A 15871-nucleotide genomic window follows, 5' to 3' on the forward strand; every position below is an offset into this window, starting at 1 on the left:
ACTTAGAAACTCAACAAATTACTTTTCTTTAGATGGAACTATATAATCCTGTAAAGCTTTAATCATATATTTATTTGCTGCAGGGAAAGGATAATTAATTAAATCATCAGGTTTAACCCATTTAGTTTGCAAACTTGATAAAGGCTTAGGTATTCCTGAGCTTAACTTACAAATATAAACAACAAAATGAAGTTTCTTATGTGAATAACAATGATCAAATTCTATAAGGTTTTGAAGAACTTTAATGTGAACTCCTAATTCTTCATGAATTTCTCTAATTACTGTATCTTCGATTAATTCACCTTTTTCTTGTTTACCACCTGGAAACTCCCACATACTTCCCATGGTTTGGTCAGGTTTCCTTTGATCAATAAGAATTTCACCAAAATCATTAAAAACTATACCAATACCAATTACCAAGTTAGGCAAGGCTTTTTTAGGAGCCTTCATAGGGAATTTTGATGGATCACCTTGATAATAAGCACAACAGTATGATTTCCAAGGACAACAAAAACATTTTGGATTCTTTGGTAAACAAACGGTGGCACCAAGATCCATCAGTGCCTGATTAAAATTCCTTGGTGAGTCATAATCAAGCAGATCATTACTTAGTGACCAAAGCTTTGAAGAAGATCTAGAAAGTGATTGCTCATTACCAATTAATCTTGAAAGAATTCTTTTTACATTGCCATCAAGCAATGCTTCAGGAAGATCAAATGCTGAAGAAATAATACTTGCAGCAGTTGTTCTACCAATACCAGGCAAATCAACCCAAGTAGATATGCTCACCGGCCAAGCTAATGGATTTAAGCTGTTATTCGATCCAATAATTTCAAGCAACTTTTTAGCCGACTGATGTGTCCTTTTTGCTCGCGAATAATAACCAAGGCCCTGCCAAAGAAGCAAAACCTCATGATCACCTGCATGAGCCAGATCAACTAAAGTTGGAAAAGCTTTCATCCAATTCTTCCAATAAGGTAAAACAACCTTTAATTGTGTTTGCTGGAGCATGACCTCAGCAATCCAGATGGGATAAACAGGTAATTTTTCTAATTTTTCTGGCAAAGCACCATTAGGTTTAAGCTTCCAAGGGATCCAATGACGACCATGTAATGCAAACCAATTTAATAAAACTGCTTGCATATCTTCTATCTTGTCAATACTCCACAAATCTTTTATAGAGTCATCATCGTGTATACAGCTGGCACACATATTCTCAACTGGAATGGATTAAAAGTCGCATGGAAAAAAGAATGCCAATCAACGCAATCTGAAGTGGCTACCTTGTTGATTCATGGTTTTGGAGCGAATAAAAATCATTGGAGACATAACCAAACTGTTCTTGGAACAATAGCGCCATCTTATTCAATAGATTTAATAGGGTTTGGAGAAAGCAGCCAGCCTATTTCAAGACTTAATGGGGAAGAGCAAAACGAAAATAATTATTGTTATAACTTTGAAAATTGGGGGAACCAAATTGCAGATTTCTCAAAATTAGTTATTAAGAAACCCGTTGTATTAATTGGAAATTCTATTGGTGGCGTGATTGCATTAAAAGCAGCACAAATACTGAAAGAAAAGTGTAAAAGAGTAATTTTAATCAATTGTGCCCAAAGGTTAATGGATGACAAACAACTCAGTAAAAAATCAACCTTGCAAAAAATATTAAGACCTGGACTTAAGTTCATTACGAAACAAAGATGGTTAAGCAGAAGCTTATTTAAAAATGCTGCAAAGCCTTCATTTATAAAGAAGGTTTTGCAAAAAGCTTATCCAAGTGGATCCAATATTGATGATGGTTTAATTAACCTTCTTCATCAACCAACTAAAGGATTGGGAGCCCCTGAAGCATTTCATGGCTTTATAAATATATTCAATGATTCCTTAGCACCAGAATTAATGGAAGAATTGGATTTACCGGTGGATATGATCTGGGGTGAAGATGATCCTTGGGAATCATGCACTGAAGCGAAAAATTGGTTCTTAACAATTCCATGTATAAAGTCTCTTGAAATTATTAAGCATTCAGGTCATTGCCCTCACGATGAAAGCCCTGAAAAAGTTAACCCTATTTTGGTAAAACTAGTTCAGCAAGCAACGTAAGCTTCAACGGTATTTCCATACTTGCGTAATCCTCGCAGAGCATCTCTTTCAAGATTTCTCACTCGATCTCTACTTATACCAAGAATCCTACCAATACCAGTCAGAGTCATAGGCTCTTCACCATTCATGCCATACCTCATTCTTAAAACTCTATGCTGCATTTGAGGTAACTTTTGCAATATTACGTCTAAATCTCCCTTCATACATTCCATCTCAATCTCTTGATTAGGTAAATCTGTATCAGAAGCTATCAAATCTAATAGCGCTGTATCATCTCCATCTCCCACTTTTGATTCTAGGCTAATAGGCTGACTAGCCCTGAACATTAATTCTTTCACTTCCTCGATTGGAATATCTAAAAAATTAGCTAGTTCTTGCATAGATGGAGTTCTAGCTAACTGCTGACTCAACTCTCTCTGACCTTTTTTTAACTTGTTTAATATTTCAGTAATATGAATTGGTAATCTTATTAATCGACTTTTTTCAGCAATAGCTCTTGTAATACCTTGTCTAATCCACCAATATGCATATGTAGAAAACTTATAACCTCTTGCAGGATCAAACTTCTCAACGCCTCTTACCAAACCAATTGTTCCTTCTTGGATTAAATCCAAAAGTTCCATATTCCTCTTTGTATATTTTTTGGCAACACTAACTACTAAACGCAAATTTGAAGCAACCATTCTCTCTTTTGCTCGATTACCTCGAATTAAACGTTTTTTTAACTGTGCAATTTTAATTCCAGCTTCTTTAGCTAGCTCTTCTTGGGTCGGCTTCGTTCCATTGATACTTTCAAGTTCTGATTCCAATTTTTCTAAAGAGTTCAAATCTTGAACTTGACGACCTAATGTTATTTCCTGCTCGTTTGTTAGTAGTGGAACTCTCCCAATATCCCTTAAATATGAGCGAACTAGATCAACCTCAGCTACAACTTTATTAGTTGATCCACTTACATATGACTTGGTAGAAATACTCTGAGCAGAAGTCACGACGAAAATCTATTGCGTTTTGTAAAGAATATCATTAAGAACTGTAAAGTTGTGAAAATCAACTCAAATTCCAGGGAATTTAGGTAAAAATACCTATGCAGAGCTGTCTACTGAATTATCTTGGTTAGAAGCCACGAAGCAGTTCGTAAATAAATCCAAACTCCAACCACATCAGTTGCTGTGGTGATAAAAGGAGCTGACATTAAAGCTGGGTCCAGTCCCATCCTATGAAACAACAAAGGCAAAGAAGCCCCTGCCGTGGCTGCCAAAGTAGTTATAGCCAATAAACTAATACCAACAGCAGCGCCCACTAAAGGACCTTCTCCTTGCCACCATGCAAAAGGAACTACAAATAAAAGCATAAGCAATCCAAGCAATGCACCTGCAATCGTTTCCCGGAAAATCGCTTTTAAAAAACCTAAAGCTTGAATTCTTTGAGTACTTAACCCTCTAATAACAACTGTAGAACTTTGTGCCCCAATATTTCCACCAGTCCCTATCAATAAAGGAATAAAAGCTGCTAATAAAACTACTTGTCGTAATACATCACCATTAGATGCAATAACCTTTGTAGTTAATCCATTAGCAAAAACCAAAACAATCAACCAAACCACTCTCCTTCTAGCAACTGCAAACAAATTACTTTGAAAATAATCATCTTCATCTCCTGCCTGAACAGCTCCAGCTGCATAAATATCCCTAGTAGCTTCTTGTTCTATAACGTCAATAACATCATCAACAGTGACTATCCCAACTAATCGCTTTTCTCGATCAACGACTGGTAAGGCCAGAAAGTCATACCTTTGAATTGCCCTTGCAACTTCTTCTTGATCAGTATCTGTACGAACATTAACTACCTCTCTTGTCATTACGTCACCAATTGTTGTATCAGGATCTGCCGTCACCAAATCCCTTAAAGATAAAATTCCAGTTAAATGTCTCTCGCGATCTGTAACGTAAAGGCTATAAATTGTCTCAGTATAAGGTGCTTGCCTTCTAACAATATTTAAAGCATCAAAAGCAGTATGAAATTCCTTTAAATCAATAAATTCATTAGTCATTAATCTCCCAGCCGTTTCAGCCTCATATCCCAACATTTGAGCAGTTACTCGCCTTTCTTCAGGACTTAATTCAGCCAACAATCTTCTAACTACCTTAGCAGGCAATTCATCAAATAATCTCACCCGGTCATCTGGTGACATCCTTTCAACTAATTCCAAAACCTCATTGGAGCGAAGTCGATCCAGAAGACTTTGTTGTACAGCAGCATCTAAATATTCGTAAACTTCTATAGCCTCATTCTTATTTAATAATCTAAAAGCCAAAGCTTGCAAAATCAAAGGCAAACTGCCTATTGATTCCGCAATATCTACAGGCTGAACAGGCTCCAATAAAGTCTTAACGCCATCATAATTACCAGCAGCAAGCATTGCCTCAAGCTGTTGAGAAACCACCTCGGCTAAGTGAGGTCCATTTACAGATGAATCATTACTAATAGATGTACCTATCTGTTCATTCATAGGCACACTGAAAGACCTCAAACATATTATGTCTATAAGGACGAAAATAATCGCCTAATTCTTTGACCGATTAAAAAACCTAACGTTAAAGACAAAAAACCCGCAAGCATGGTGATGCAGATCAAACCTATTGCTTGAAACAATAAACCGCTATTAATCATTAAAAATGCATCCAAAATCAGACCACTGAAAGTAGTTAAAGATGCACAAAAACCTAGTACCAAGAAAACTTGAAACCTAGAACTAATTGTGAATCCTGAAATCAAACCAAGAAAACCAGATCCAAAAACATTAGCTATAAAATCATTGTTAACTTTAAAACGAAGCAAAGCACCTGAAATTGAGCCTATGCAAATCAAGAAAAATTGATCCCTTCTCAGAACAAAATCATAGAAGCTCCTAAGCATTTACACAATAAAAACCGAATAAAGCCATAATGATACCAATGAATATAGACACAAACAAAGAAAGAGATAGATCCATCCATCTATGGTTTAAATAATAGTGATGAAACTCAAAAATCAAAGAAGAGAAAGTACTAAAGCTTCCAAGCAAGCCTATGCTTAACAATAAATAGAGAGGCTCATTATCTAATAAAAAATATGTTTTTTGTTGGAGTCCAAGTAAGATACCAAGCAAAAATGTGGCAATTGAATTGACTAACAAAACCCCATATAGATCTGATTTTGTATGTATAAAAATCTTTTTAGAAATTTGCATTCTTAAAATTGCACCTGGAGCAGCCCCAATTGCCACAAACAAAGAAGATCGATGATCTCCTAAGAAATTAAACATTTATCCATCCACGTCTAGTTGACAAAGAAGGTCTATCAATCAATCCCAAGTTAGGTAATTGAACCTGCAACCAACTGTTACCCTCTTCAGGGTGCCAAAGACGTATTACTCTAAGATGAGTCCCTAATTCTAATGTAAATAAAGAAGGCGCAGAGATATGAGGACTAGTACGCAAAACACAAGAGTTACCAACAATAAAAAATTCCATTTCTTTAGAATTAGAAATTTCTAACTTGCTTCTAGTAGCTCCTCCGGCTGGTAAAGCAATAGGTGCAAATAACGCAAGGCTTAACAAGCATCCCCAATGAAAACAGAATTTCATATTTATCATTAAATATCTAATGAAGCCATATCTAGTTCAAGGCTATGAGTCTCTATAAATTCCCTTCGAGGAGCAACTTTGTCACCCATAAGAATGGTAAAAATTCGATCGGCTTCCAAAGCATCTTCAATCTCAACTCTCTTCATCGTCCTAGTTGAAGGATCCATAGTGGTTTCCCATAATTGTTTTGGCATCATTTCCCCTAAACCCTTAAACCGCTGAATAGTGTAATTTGCTTTTTCACCAAAACCAGCAATAGTTTTCTTCAAGTCTCCCTCTGTATAACAATATTTGTGATTCTTTCCTCTTTCAATTTTATATAGAGGTGGGCAAGCAATGTAAACATAACCACCCTCAACTAATTCTTTCTGGTAGCGATAAAAAAATGTAAGCAAAAGGGTACGGATATGAGCTCCATCAACATCAGCATCAGTCATTATTACAACACGGTGATATCTAAGATTTTTCAAAGAGAACTCTTCTCCTTTAATTCCCAAACCAAGACCAGTAATAAGAGCCTGGATTTCTGTGTTTTTATAGATCTTTGCATCATCAGTTTTTTCAATATTTAATATCTTTCCTCTCAAAGGAAGAATTGCTTGAAACCTTCTATCCCGGCCTTGTTTTGCTGAACCGCCAGCTGAATCCCCCTCAACTATGTAAATCTCTGATTCTGATGGATCTCGAGAACTACAGTCAGCTAATTTACCTGGGAGAGTGGTGCTCTCTAGGACACTTTTTCTTCGAACCAGTTCACGTGCTCGCCTAGCTGCTTCAGCTGCATTAAAAGCTTGAATGGCTTTCTCTAGAATTAAATCAATTACAGATGGATTGAATTCTAGATATTGTCCTAAGGATTCTCCAACCAGACTATCTACTATTCCTCTAACCTCAGTATTCCCTAATTTAGTTTTTGTCTGCCCCTCAAATTCAGGTTCAGGCACTTTCACAGAAAGAACAACAGTTAAACCTTCTCTAATATTTTCGCCCGCCAGATTTGAATCACCTTCCTTACGTTTCCCTCGTTTTCGAGCAAAAGAATTAAGTGTCCGCGTTAATACTGTTTTTAATCCCTCTATATGAGTACCTCCATCAACAGTACGAATATTATTTGCAAAACCAAGAATGCTATCCGAATAAGCATCAATACACCATTGCAGTGCAGCTTCTACCTGAACTCCATCTTTTTCAGCATTTACATAAATAATTTCTGGATGCAATGCATCTTTTTCAGAGTTCATATAAGCAACATATTCTTTTATTCCTCCCTCATAAAAATAAACTTCTTCATAGCTATTTTCTTTTATCTCAGAAGTCCTTTTCCTTTCATCACGAAAAACGATACGAACTCCTCCATTTAGATAAGCAAGCTCTCTTAATCTTGATGATAAAACTGAATAATCAAAAACAATTCCATTAGTAAATATTTCAGTATCAGGTTTAAAATTAACTTTTGTTCCTGTATCTTTTTGATCTGATAGTTGTTTCTCAGAACGAAGATTTCCTATAGGAGCTCCTCTTTCGAATCTTTGAGTATGAACTTTACCTTGCCTTTTCACGGTAACTTCTACCCATTCACTTAGTGCATTTACTACCGAAACACCAACCCCATGCAAACCTCCAGAAACCTTGTAACCTCCACTACCAAACTTGCCACCAGCATGAAGAACAGTAAGCACAGTCTCTAATGCACTTTTGCCAGTTTTAGGATGTATATCAGTTGGGATTCCTCTTCCATTATCGCTAATAGATGCAGAACCATCGGCACAAAGAACCACAACAATCTCATTACAATGCCCTGCAAGAGCTTCATCTACAGCATTATCAACAACCTCATAAACAAGATGATGCAAACCCCTAGGACCAGTAGAACCTATATACATCCCTGGTCTTTTCCTTACAGGTTCCAAGCCTTCAAGAACTTGAATCTGTTCAGCGCCATAGGCGGCTTGAATCTTTTTAACCTTGGAGTCTTCGCTCATTCGCCTAAAAAATGCCCAGGAAAGGTGTTTTTACAAAATTCATTTACCAAGAAACCTTATTCAACCTGGAAAATTCAATCTACCACTGGTAACCAAGAAAGGCTTGCAAGAAATTACTAAAAGAACAAAAATCCTTTCTAAATAGAGAATTATGACCATCTACTAAGCAGCCTTTATGCCCAAGTCAAAACCAGTTGTCATAGTGTTACTTGGGCCAACAGCAAGTGGGAAAACTGAACTTGCCATTCAAATAGCAAAGCAAATAAAAGTCAGTATTCATAATATTGATTCCCGCCAGTTATATAAAGGGATGGATATTGGTACTGCAAAACCAACTTTAGAACAGCAAAAAGAAATAAAGCATCATTTATTAGATCTAAAGGAACCTAACAATCCAATCACATTAAAAGAATTCAAAAAAGAAGCTGAATCTAATCTCACAAAAATCATTGGAAAAGAAAAAATTGGATTTCTGGTAGGTGGTAGTGGTCTTTATTTAAAAGCTTTGACCAGTGGACTATGTCCACCTGCAGTACCTCCCCAGAAGCAGTTGAGGAAATATCTTACTGAAATTGGGCAAAAGGAATGTCACCAATTGCTTGAGAAATGTGATCCTTGTGCATCCAGAAAAATTGCGCCAAAAGACACCACTAGAACAATCAGAGCATTAGAAGTATTTTATGCAACTGGTAAAAGAATAAGCTCTTTGCAATCTTCCCAACCTCCAGATTGGAACTTAATTGAACTGGGACTGAACCCAAGCAACCTTCATCAAAGAATTGCTAAAAGAACAATAAAATTATTTAACAATGGTCTAATTGAAGAAACAAAACAATTAATCCACAAATATGGGGAGAAACTGCCTTTGCTGCAAACAATTGGTTATGAGGAAGCTCTAAAAGTCGTTAAAGGATCTTATTCATTATCTGAAGCAATAGAAAAAACAACAGTCAGAACTAATCAATTTGCCAAGAGACAAAGGACTTGGTTCCGAAAGCAACATAACCCAAAATGGCTAAATGAAAAAAACTCTCTTGAAGAAGCTCTCTCTTTTATCCAAAACGGTATAGGGTGAAGTAAGTAGATGCAAAATTGGGCTAATTCCTCATTTCTTCTGCTTTGTTCCATCAACACATTGAATGCCACCACGTCCCCGGTTTGATCGTCGAGCTCCTGTTCGAGAGCTCCCAAACATTAATGAAAGGATTAAATATCCAAACCTCAGGGTAGTTGATGCTGACGGAGCTCAGCTTGGAGTTATTAGTCGTGAAGAAGCATTAGAGGTAGCTCAAGATAGAGAGCTTGATCTTGTTTTAGTTAGTGAAAAGGCTGATCCTCCCGTTTGCAGGATCATGAACTATGGGAAATTTAAATTCGAACAAGAGAAGAAAGCAAAAGAAGCAAAGAAGAAATCTCATCAAACTGAGGTTAAGGAAGTAAAAATGCGCTACAAAATTGATCAGCATGATTATCAAGTTCGTATTGGCCAAGCAACGCGCTTTCTTAAGGCAGGAGATAAAGTTAAATGCACAGTAATTTTTAGAGGTAGAGAGATTCAACATACAAATCTTGCAGAATCACTTCTTGCCCGAATGGCTAAAGACTTAGAAGAGCAGGCTGAAATTCAGCAAGCAGCAAAAAGAGAAGGTAGAAATATGATTATGTTTTTAACACCGAGAAAAACCCCTCTTATAAAAAAAGAAAAAGAAGAGGAAGTTAATTCCAAAGCAAAAAGAACTATTGAATAAGCGCTCCCAGAATTATTTGATATAGCTAGAGAAAAAATAATATTTCATTAAAATCTTTTTATTGCTCAAATGAATTGAGAACCTGTCACATAAGCTTAGGACAAACATTTAATTGTCCCCCAAGCATTATTTGAGTATCGTGGCCTCATTGAAACTTGACATAAAGGTGTGAAATACCATATTCAGCAGGAGAGTGACATCCCTGCATCAACGCAACTTTATAATCAAATTTGTTTTGCTATAGCTGCAAGACACTATCCTCCAGCTCATAGACTACCTAGTACAAGACAATTAGCTATGCAGACGGGATTGCATAGAAATACAATCAGCAAAGTATATCGTCAGTTAGAAACTGATGGAGTTGTAGAAGCAATAGCTGGATCAGGGATTTATGTTAGGGACCAAAAAAAACGAGAATCACAAAACTCTAATAATTTTAGGAAAAAAGCAATTACTGATTTAGACCATGAAGTAAGAAAAAGTGTTGATGAACTTCTTAATTCTGGATGCACGCTACAACAAACAAGAGAACTGTTTACTCAAGAGATCGACTGGAGGCTGCGTTGCGGAGCAAGGGTATTAGTTAGTACTCCTAGAGAGGACCTAGGTGCATCAATGTTAATAGCAGAAGAATTAGAACCGAATCTTGATGTACCCATAGAAGTAGTACCAATGGAAGAATTAGAAGGAGTACTTGAAAGTTCGAACATTGGGACAGTCGTCACTAGCCGCTATTTTCTTCAACCATTAGAAGAAGTAGCAAAAAGGCATGGTGTCCGAGCAATTGCTGTAGACCTAAGTGATTTTGACAAAGAGCTTGCAATGCTTAAAGAATTACGGTCCGGTAGTTGTGTAGGCATTGTGAGCATTAGCCCAGGAATACTTCGTGCAGCAGAAGTGATCTTGCACAGTATGCGAGGTAATGAATTATTACTGATGACTGCAAATCCTGATGTAGGGAGTCGTTTATTAGCACTTCTAAGAGCAGCTAATTACGTTCTATGCGATAGTCCTAGTCTTCCTTTAGTAGAACACACCATTCGTCAAAACCGATCACAACTAATTCGTATGCCACAAGTGCATTGTGCTGAAAAGTATCTCAGTGAATCCACTTTAGAACGACTAAAAAAAGAAATCGGTCTTCTTAAATAACACACTTCTTTCTTTGAGCAAATGCTTAAAGCTTTTTCTTCAGATCTAGCAATTATCCGTGAAAGAGATCCTGCAGCAAGGGGTCTTTTGGAAATAATACTTTGTTACCCAGGTTTTCAAGCTTTAGTACTTCACCGTATTAGCCATAAACTTTGGAAGCTAGGGCTACCGCTTATCCCAAGAATTATTAGTCAAATCAATAGAACTTTTACTGGTATTGAAATCCATCCTGGAGCGAAAATCGGTAAAGGAGTCTTTATAGACCATGGGATGGGTGTTGTTATAGGGGAAACAACTGAAATAGGAAATAATTGCCTGTTATATCAAGGAGTAACACTAGGTGGGACAGGGAAAAGCCATGGCAAAAGACATCCAACCCTCTCAGCAAATGTAGTAGTAGGCGCTGGAGCAAAAGTTCTAGGAGCTATAACAGTTGGTGCAAATACAAGGATTGGAGCAGGATCAGTGGTGGTAAGAGATGTTGCTGAAGACAGCACGGTAGTAGGAGTTCCTGGACGAATTATTCACCAAAGTGGTGTTCGTATTAACCCTCTAGCGCATTCAGCTCTTCCAGATGCTGAAGCGTCAGTAATTAGAAATTTAATGGAAAGAATTGATCATTTAGAAAGTCAAGTGCAAATTCTAAATAACAATCTCAATGAAATCAGCAATGGCAATTTACCCGATAATATATCACCAGGAAAATCGCAAAGTCTTAAAGATCGAGAAATTATTGAATTTCTAGGAGATAAACTAGATGAAGAATAGTCAACTTTCTGCTTGATTTGATGGGGGTGCAGGTTGAAACATGAACATAGAATAGATAACATTTCTTCTCATATTTGTCATCATTTCAAGAAACATATCATAACCTTCATTCTTATATTCAATTAAAGGGTCTTTTTGTCCATAGCCCCTCAAGCCAACAGATTCTCTTAATGCATCCATGGCTTGCAAATGCTCGCGCCATAATGTATCAATTTGCTGAAGAATAAAAAATCTTTCAGCCTCTCTCATTAGTCCTGGTCTTTGCTCTTCAATTTGAGACTCTTTTAAATCATAAGCATTACGTAGTTGCTCTTGAAGAAATGATTGAAGTTCATCTATATTTAAACCTTGAAGTTCTTGTGCTTTTAAATCACTCAATAAATAAACAAATTCTTGAACTTTACTCACTAATTGTTGTAAATCCCACTCTTCAGACGGTAGATCAGAGTTAACATAAGCATAAACAATTTCTTGCATTGTTCTTTCCCCATATCCAATAACTTGCTTCTTTAAGCCTATTCCTTCTAACACTCTTCTTCTTTCAGAATATACAGCTCTTCTTTGGTTATTCATTACTTCATCATATTCAAAAACCTGTTTTCTGATGTCAAAGTAATAGGTTTCTACCTTCTTTTGTGCACTTTCTAATGATCTAGTAAGCATCCCAGACTCAATTGGCATATCTTCATCAACTCTAAAAGCATTCATTAATGCAGCAACTCTTTCACCTCCAAATATTCTAAGCAAGTTATCACCTAAAGACAAAAAGAATCTTGTACTACCTAAGTCTCCTTGACGACCAGATCTACCTCTTAATTGATTATCAACTCGTCTAGATTCATGACGCTCTGTACCTATAACATGCAAACCACCTGCTTCACGAACATGAGTTTCTTCTTGTTTCACAACAACATCGTATTCTGACTTTACTAATGAAATAGCTTCCCTTAAAGATTGAATTAAAACATCATTAGTTGGAGCTTTTTCTGCAGCAGTAGATATGCGATCCTCTAACTCGATTGAAGATAGAGCTCGATCACCCCATTCTTTAATTAGTTCACGCTCTAATTTAATGAGAACCTCTTGTGTTTCCTCTGTCAAAGCACAAGGGTAAAGGTTACCAACTGAACTCATCTCAATAAATTCTTTTTCTTTTTTAGAATTGGAAGTATCACTTCCCTCTCCAAACCCAGAAGCAGATTCTTGTTGGCGTTGCAATGGAATAGGAGGCTTATGTCCTTCCTCAGGTTTAACTAATTTTAAAAACAAAGCCTCTCTCACCTTTAAACGAGCCATATAGTCGCTATTACCGCCAAGAATTATGTCAGTCCCTCTACCAGCCATGTTCGTTGCAATAGTTACAGCACCAGCACGACCAGCTTGAGCAATAATCTCAGCTTCTCGCTCTACATTCTCTGGTTTTGCATTCAAAAGATTATGAGGTACTTCTTGCTCGGTCAATAAAGAACTTAAAACCTCACTTTTCTCTACACTGGTTGTACCAACTAAAACAGGTCTACCTTGGTTATGAATATCTACTGTTTCATTGGCTACAGCTCTCCATTTAGCCGATTCAGTTTTAAAGACCTGATCAACCCAATCATTTCTGGAACGTGGGCGATTAGTTGGAATGACTGTTGTCTCAAGTTTATAAGTTTTCTCAAATTCAACTTCTTCTGTTTTGGCAGTTCCTGTCATGCCTGCAAGACGAGGATATAAAAGAAAGAAATTCTGATAAGTAATAGAAGCAAGTGTTTGAGTTTCAGGCTGAATTGCTAATGCTTCTTTCGCTTCTATTGCCTGGTGCTGTCCATCACTCCATCTCCTACCAGGCATAACACGACCAGTAAATTCATCAACAATCACGGCCTCATTATTTCTTACAATGTAATTAACATCCTTAACAAACAACTCTTTAGCTTTTAAAGCATTAGTTATATAATGAGCCCAAGGATCTTTAGGATCAAAAAGATCATTTACTTGCAATAATTTCTCAGATTTAGCAAATCCTTCATCAGTGAGGGTACATGTTCTTTGCTTTTCATCAACCTCATAATCCCCTTCAGGGTCAATTCCATCTTTACCAACCTCAGCTGCTCTTTTTAAAGTAGAAACAACTTCGGATGCTTTCTTATATTTTTCCTGGGGTCGTTCAACTTGTCCAGAAATAATCAAAGGTGTTCTAGCCTCATCAATTAGAATTGAATCAACCTCATCAATTATACAGAATTGAAAATTTCTTTGAACAATTTCATTAATATCACTAGCCATATTATCTCTTAAATAATCAAAACCGAGCTCGGAATTTGTTGCATAAGTAATATCACATGCATAATTTTTACGCCTTTCAATAGGATTCATATCTTGCTGAATTAATCCGACAGATAAGCCTAAAAATCTATGTACTTGCCCCATCCACTCTGCATCGCGTCGTGCCAAATAATCATTCACAGTCACAACATGTACGCCTCTACCTGTCAAAGCATTTAAAAAACTTGGCAAAGTTGCCACCAAAGTTTTACCTTCTCCGGTTTTCATCTCAGCAATTTGACCCTCATGCAAAACCATTCCGCCTATTAATTGCACATCAAAATGACGCATACCCAAAACTCTTTTACTTGCTTCTCTAACTACTGCAAAAGCTTCAGGGAGAAGTTCATCTAAACAATCTCGCAGCATATTATCTGAAGCATTCTCTAAACGACTTCGGAAATCAGCTGTTTTAGATCTCAACTCATCATCAGTCAGAGAAGTTATCTCCTCTTCAAGAAGGTTGATATCAGTCAAAATTGGCTGATAACGCTTCAGCTTGCGGGCATTTGGATCTCCCAGCAAAAGCTTGAGCATAATTACAGCAAGTAAAAAGACTTCTTCAGCCTAACTACCAATACACCAAGACGTCACTAAACAATTACGCGCTATAAAAGAAATATGCAATTTCTCTCAAAATTCAAGATTGGCATTCAAATGATGGAGTGGTCCAAATGCAAAAATTAATACTTGTAAAACATGCCAGAGGAGCACCTGGTCTAAGGATATTGGGATTAGGTCCAAATCTTTTACCTGCCAGAGGGTTATCCAAACTAAGAGATTTGCTTAATCAACATACTTTTTGGGCAAATGATCGAAACATCAAAAGCATTCGAAAATTATTAGCAGGCAGTTCAGTCGTCATAAGCATATGGAGAAATAGAAAAATCATTGGGTTTGGACGAGCAACAAGTGATGGAATATATCGAGCTGTTTTATGGGACATAGTTGTTGCTGGTGAATTGCAAGGCCAAGGGGTAGGAAAACAAGTAGTGAAAGCACTTTTATCCCATCACGCAATTAAAGGTGTAGAAAAAATTTATTTAATGACAACTAATAGTTCCAATTTCTATGAACAAATGGGTTTTTCAACTTGCCACAATCAAATATTGCTCTTGAAAGCAAGCAATTCACAAACCTGAAGGCAGTAGTTTGATTTCAAAAGCGGATGAAGAGATTCGAACTCTCGACCCTCTCCTTGGCAAGGAGATGCTCTACCACTGAGCTACATCCGCATTCAGAAAAAAAAAATTTGTTCTTATAAAGCATGCCCTAAAAAAGGGGATATGGTCAATGGATTCTTTTAATTGACACTCGTTGATTAATTCAAAGCACTCATTAGAGATCCCATTTCAATAGCTTGTAATGCATAATTCCAACCAAGATTGCTTTTGACACCTGATCTTTCCAATGCTTGTTGCATAGTATCCGTGGTTAATACTCCAAACACAATAGGAACACCCGTTTCTCTTGAAACTGCTGCTATACCCTTGCTAGATTCATTAATGACAACATCAAAATGAGGTGTATCTCCTCTAATTACAGCTCCTAGTGTGATTAGCACTTGATAACGGCCACTTTTAGCTAAAGATTGGCAAACTAATGGTAATTCAAACGATCCTGGCACCCAAGCTACATCTAACTGGGAACTATTTTCAGATATATCAATACCATGCCTACTTAAGCAATCAAGACATCCGCTTAAAAGCTTATTAGTAATCAAATCGTTAAAACGAGCTGCAACAATTGCAACCTTTAAATTAGAAGCATTGGTGAAACGTCCTTCAATTGTTACCATGTCTTGCTATGAAAAATCCCGATATACCCACTACCATCGCATGCTACGTGTTCAAATTCAAACAAAGAAATCAAGTAAGCCATTAATCAAAACTAGGTGAAACCAGACACCCCCTATGATTTCTATCTTTTTGATCTCTCCATTACGACGATCTTGAGGATCTGATTGTGTCATATAAAGCACTGGGACACCAATAACTAATAAAAGTGACGCAAAAAGAAGGGCGTTAATAGCAACTGAACTAAGTACCTGCATGGGGAATGGAGCGATGGAGCAAAAGCTCTCTTCATTTCAATAATTGTCACATGAGAAGGGACATTTTTTACAAAGATGACAAGGGTTGTCGCGAGGCTTCACATCCAAAACCCCAAAATCGCCTTACCA

Annotated in this window: 16 protein-coding genes and 1 tRNA gene; 6 read left to right on the plus strand and 11 right to left on the minus strand. The window is 36.9% G+C overall.

The window, feature by feature from the left end:
* Positions 1 to 18: 18 nt before the first annotated feature.
* Positions 19 to 1212, minus strand: coding sequence for an 8-oxo-dGTP diphosphatase MutT (mutT, locus tag EV07_RS08635; RefSeq protein ID WP_081936976.1), 1194 nt, complete (start codon positions 1210 to 1212; stop codon positions 19 to 21).
* Between mutT and EV07_RS08640 the strand changes: the two genes are divergently transcribed.
* Entirely contained in the window at positions 1192 to 2103 is a 912-nt protein-coding gene (locus EV07_RS08640; RefSeq protein WP_052043938.1) for an alpha/beta fold hydrolase, read from the plus strand. The genes mutT and EV07_RS08640 overlap by 21 nt on opposite strands.
* Here the strand turns inward: EV07_RS08640 and EV07_RS08645 are convergent.
* The 6 genes from EV07_RS08645 to gyrB form a co-directional block, all read right to left on the minus strand.
* Positions 2088 to 3074 (minus strand): RpoD/SigA family RNA polymerase sigma factor, encoded by a 987-nt coding sequence (locus EV07_RS08645; protein ID WP_036919817.1) that lies wholly within the window; start codon positions 3072 to 3074, stop codon positions 2088 to 2090. The genes EV07_RS08640 and EV07_RS08645 overlap by 16 nt on opposite strands.
* 125 nt (positions 3075 to 3199) lie before the next feature.
* Positions 3200 to 4612, minus strand: coding sequence for a magnesium transporter (mgtE, locus tag EV07_RS08650; RefSeq protein ID WP_036919512.1), 1413 nt, complete (start codon positions 4610 to 4612; stop codon positions 3200 to 3202).
* A gap of 32 nt (positions 4613 to 4644) precedes the next feature.
* On the minus strand, positions 4645 to 4971 hold the full coding sequence (locus EV07_RS08655) for a fluoride efflux transporter FluC (RefSeq protein ID WP_206537155.1): 327 nt from the start codon (positions 4969 to 4971) through the stop codon (positions 4645 to 4647).
* 40 nt (positions 4972 to 5011) lie between these two features.
* Positions 5012 to 5407 carry a FluC/FEX family fluoride channel gene (locus EV07_RS09290; protein WP_052043935.1) on the minus strand — a complete coding sequence of 132 codons (396 nt, stop codon included), beginning with the start codon at positions 5405 to 5407 and terminating at the stop codon, positions 5012 to 5014.
* Positions 5400 to 5729 carry an SH3 domain-containing protein gene (locus EV07_RS08665; protein ID WP_036919823.1) on the minus strand — a complete coding sequence of 110 codons (330 nt, stop codon included), beginning with the start codon at positions 5727 to 5729 and terminating at the stop codon, positions 5400 to 5402. The genes EV07_RS09290 and EV07_RS08665 overlap by 8 nt, the downstream gene beginning before the upstream one ends.
* Before the next feature lie 8 nt (positions 5730 to 5737).
* Positions 5738 to 7711 (minus strand): DNA topoisomerase (ATP-hydrolyzing) subunit B, encoded by a 1974-nt coding sequence (gene gyrB, locus EV07_RS08670; RefSeq protein ID WP_036919515.1) that lies wholly within the window; start codon positions 7709 to 7711, stop codon positions 5738 to 5740.
* A gap of 175 nt (positions 7712 to 7886) precedes the next feature.
* Here gyrB and miaA point away from each other — a divergent pair, with 175 nt between their 5' ends.
* The 4 genes from miaA (at position 7887) to cysE (ending at position 11379) form a co-directional block, all read left to right on the plus strand.
* The gene (gene miaA / locus EV07_RS08675) at positions 7887 to 8786 is read left to right on the plus strand and encodes a tRNA (adenosine(37)-N6)-dimethylallyltransferase MiaA (RefSeq protein ID WP_036919517.1); all 900 of its coding nucleotides are present in this window, start codon (positions 7887 to 7889) and stop codon (positions 8784 to 8786) included.
* A 64-nt stretch (positions 8787 to 8850) separates the two neighbouring features.
* Positions 8851 to 9459 (plus strand): translation initiation factor IF-3, encoded by a 609-nt coding sequence (gene infC / locus EV07_RS08680; protein WP_036919519.1) that lies wholly within the window; start codon positions 8851 to 8853, stop codon positions 9457 to 9459.
* Between the two features lie 168 nt (positions 9460 to 9627).
* The gene (locus tag EV07_RS08685; RefSeq protein WP_036919522.1) at positions 9628 to 10611 is read left to right on the plus strand and encodes a GntR family transcriptional regulator; all 984 of its coding nucleotides are present in this window, start codon (positions 9628 to 9630) and stop codon (positions 10609 to 10611) included.
* Positions 10612 to 10632: 21 nt separating this feature from the next.
* Positions 10633 to 11379 (plus strand): serine O-acetyltransferase, encoded by a 747-nt coding sequence (gene cysE / locus EV07_RS08690; protein ID WP_036919526.1) that lies wholly within the window; start codon positions 10633 to 10635, stop codon positions 11377 to 11379.
* On the opposite strand, the gene secA is transcribed toward cysE, so the two are convergent.
* The gene (secA, locus tag EV07_RS08695; RefSeq protein ID WP_036919530.1) at positions 11380 to 14226 is read right to left on the minus strand and encodes a preprotein translocase subunit SecA; all 2847 of its coding nucleotides are present in this window, start codon (positions 14224 to 14226) and stop codon (positions 11380 to 11382) included. It abuts the gene before it with no gap.
* A 137-nt stretch (positions 14227 to 14363) separates the two neighbouring features.
* Between secA and EV07_RS08700 the strand changes: the two genes are divergently transcribed.
* A complete protein-coding gene (locus EV07_RS08700; RefSeq protein WP_036919533.1) occupies positions 14364 to 14831 on the plus strand; it encodes a GNAT family N-acetyltransferase in 468 nt (155 codons plus the stop codon).
* A gap of 21 nt (positions 14832 to 14852) precedes the next feature.
* Here the strand turns inward: EV07_RS08700 and EV07_RS08705 are convergent.
* The 3 genes from EV07_RS08705 to psbZ form a co-directional block, all read right to left on the minus strand.
* Positions 14853 to 14924 (minus strand) — tRNA-Gly (locus tag EV07_RS08705).
* A gap of 86 nt (positions 14925 to 15010) precedes the next feature.
* A complete protein-coding gene (gene ribH, locus EV07_RS08710) occupies positions 15011 to 15487 on the minus strand; it encodes a 6,7-dimethyl-8-ribityllumazine synthase (protein ID WP_036919536.1) in 477 nt (158 codons plus the stop codon).
* A gap of 57 nt (positions 15488 to 15544) precedes the next feature.
* A complete protein-coding gene (gene psbZ / locus EV07_RS08715) occupies positions 15545 to 15742 on the minus strand; it encodes a photosystem II reaction center protein PsbZ (protein ID WP_036919538.1) in 198 nt (65 codons plus the stop codon).
* Positions 15743 to 15871: the final 129 nt, after the last annotated feature.

It is taken from the genome of Prochlorococcus sp. MIT 0603 (assembly GCF_000760215.1).
Classification (GTDB): Bacteria; Cyanobacteriota; Cyanobacteriia; order PCC-6307; family Cyanobiaceae; genus Prochlorococcus_E.

What these genes read in the sequence shown, in the direction of transcription:
- gyrB (WP_036919515.1), bottom strand. Translation starts at nt 7,711, where the DNA reads ATGAGCGAAGACTCCAAGGTTAAAAAGATTCAAGCCGCCTATGGCGCT.
- EV07_RS08700 (WP_036919533.1), top strand. Translation starts at nt 14,364, where the DNA reads ATGCAAAAATTAATACTTGTAAAACATGCCAGAGGAGCACCTGGTCTA.
- mgtE (WP_036919512.1), bottom strand. Translation starts at nt 4,612, where the DNA reads ATGAATGAACAGATAGGTACATCTATTAGTAATGATTCATCTGTAAAT.
- psbZ (WP_036919538.1), bottom strand. Translation starts at nt 15,742, where the DNA reads ATGCAGGTACTTAGTTCAGTTGCTATTAACGCCCTTCTTTTTGCGTCA.
- cysE (WP_036919526.1), top strand. Translation starts at nt 10,633, where the DNA reads ATGCTTAAAGCTTTTTCTTCAGATCTAGCAATTATCCGTGAAAGAGAT.
- miaA (WP_036919517.1), top strand. Translation starts at nt 7,887, where the DNA reads ATGCCCAAGTCAAAACCAGTTGTCATAGTGTTACTTGGGCCAACAGCA.
- EV07_RS09290 (WP_052043935.1), bottom strand. Translation starts at nt 5,407, where the DNA reads ATGTTTAATTTCTTAGGAGATCATCGATCTTCTTTGTTTGTGGCAATT.
- infC (WP_036919519.1), top strand. Translation starts at nt 8,851, where the DNA reads ATGCCACCACGTCCCCGGTTTGATCGTCGAGCTCCTGTTCGAGAGCTC.
- ribH (WP_036919536.1), bottom strand. Translation starts at nt 15,487, where the DNA reads ATGGTAACAATTGAAGGACGTTTCACCAATGCTTCTAATTTAAAGGTT.
- mutT (WP_081936976.1), bottom strand. Translation starts at nt 1,212, where the DNA reads ATGTGTGCCAGCTGTATACACGATGATGACTCTATAAAAGATTTGTGG.
- EV07_RS08665 (WP_036919823.1), bottom strand. Translation starts at nt 5,729, where the DNA reads ATGAAATTCTGTTTTCATTGGGGATGCTTGTTAAGCCTTGCGTTATTT.
- secA (WP_036919530.1), bottom strand. Translation starts at nt 14,226, where the DNA reads ATGCTCAAGCTTTTGCTGGGAGATCCAAATGCCCGCAAGCTGAAGCGT.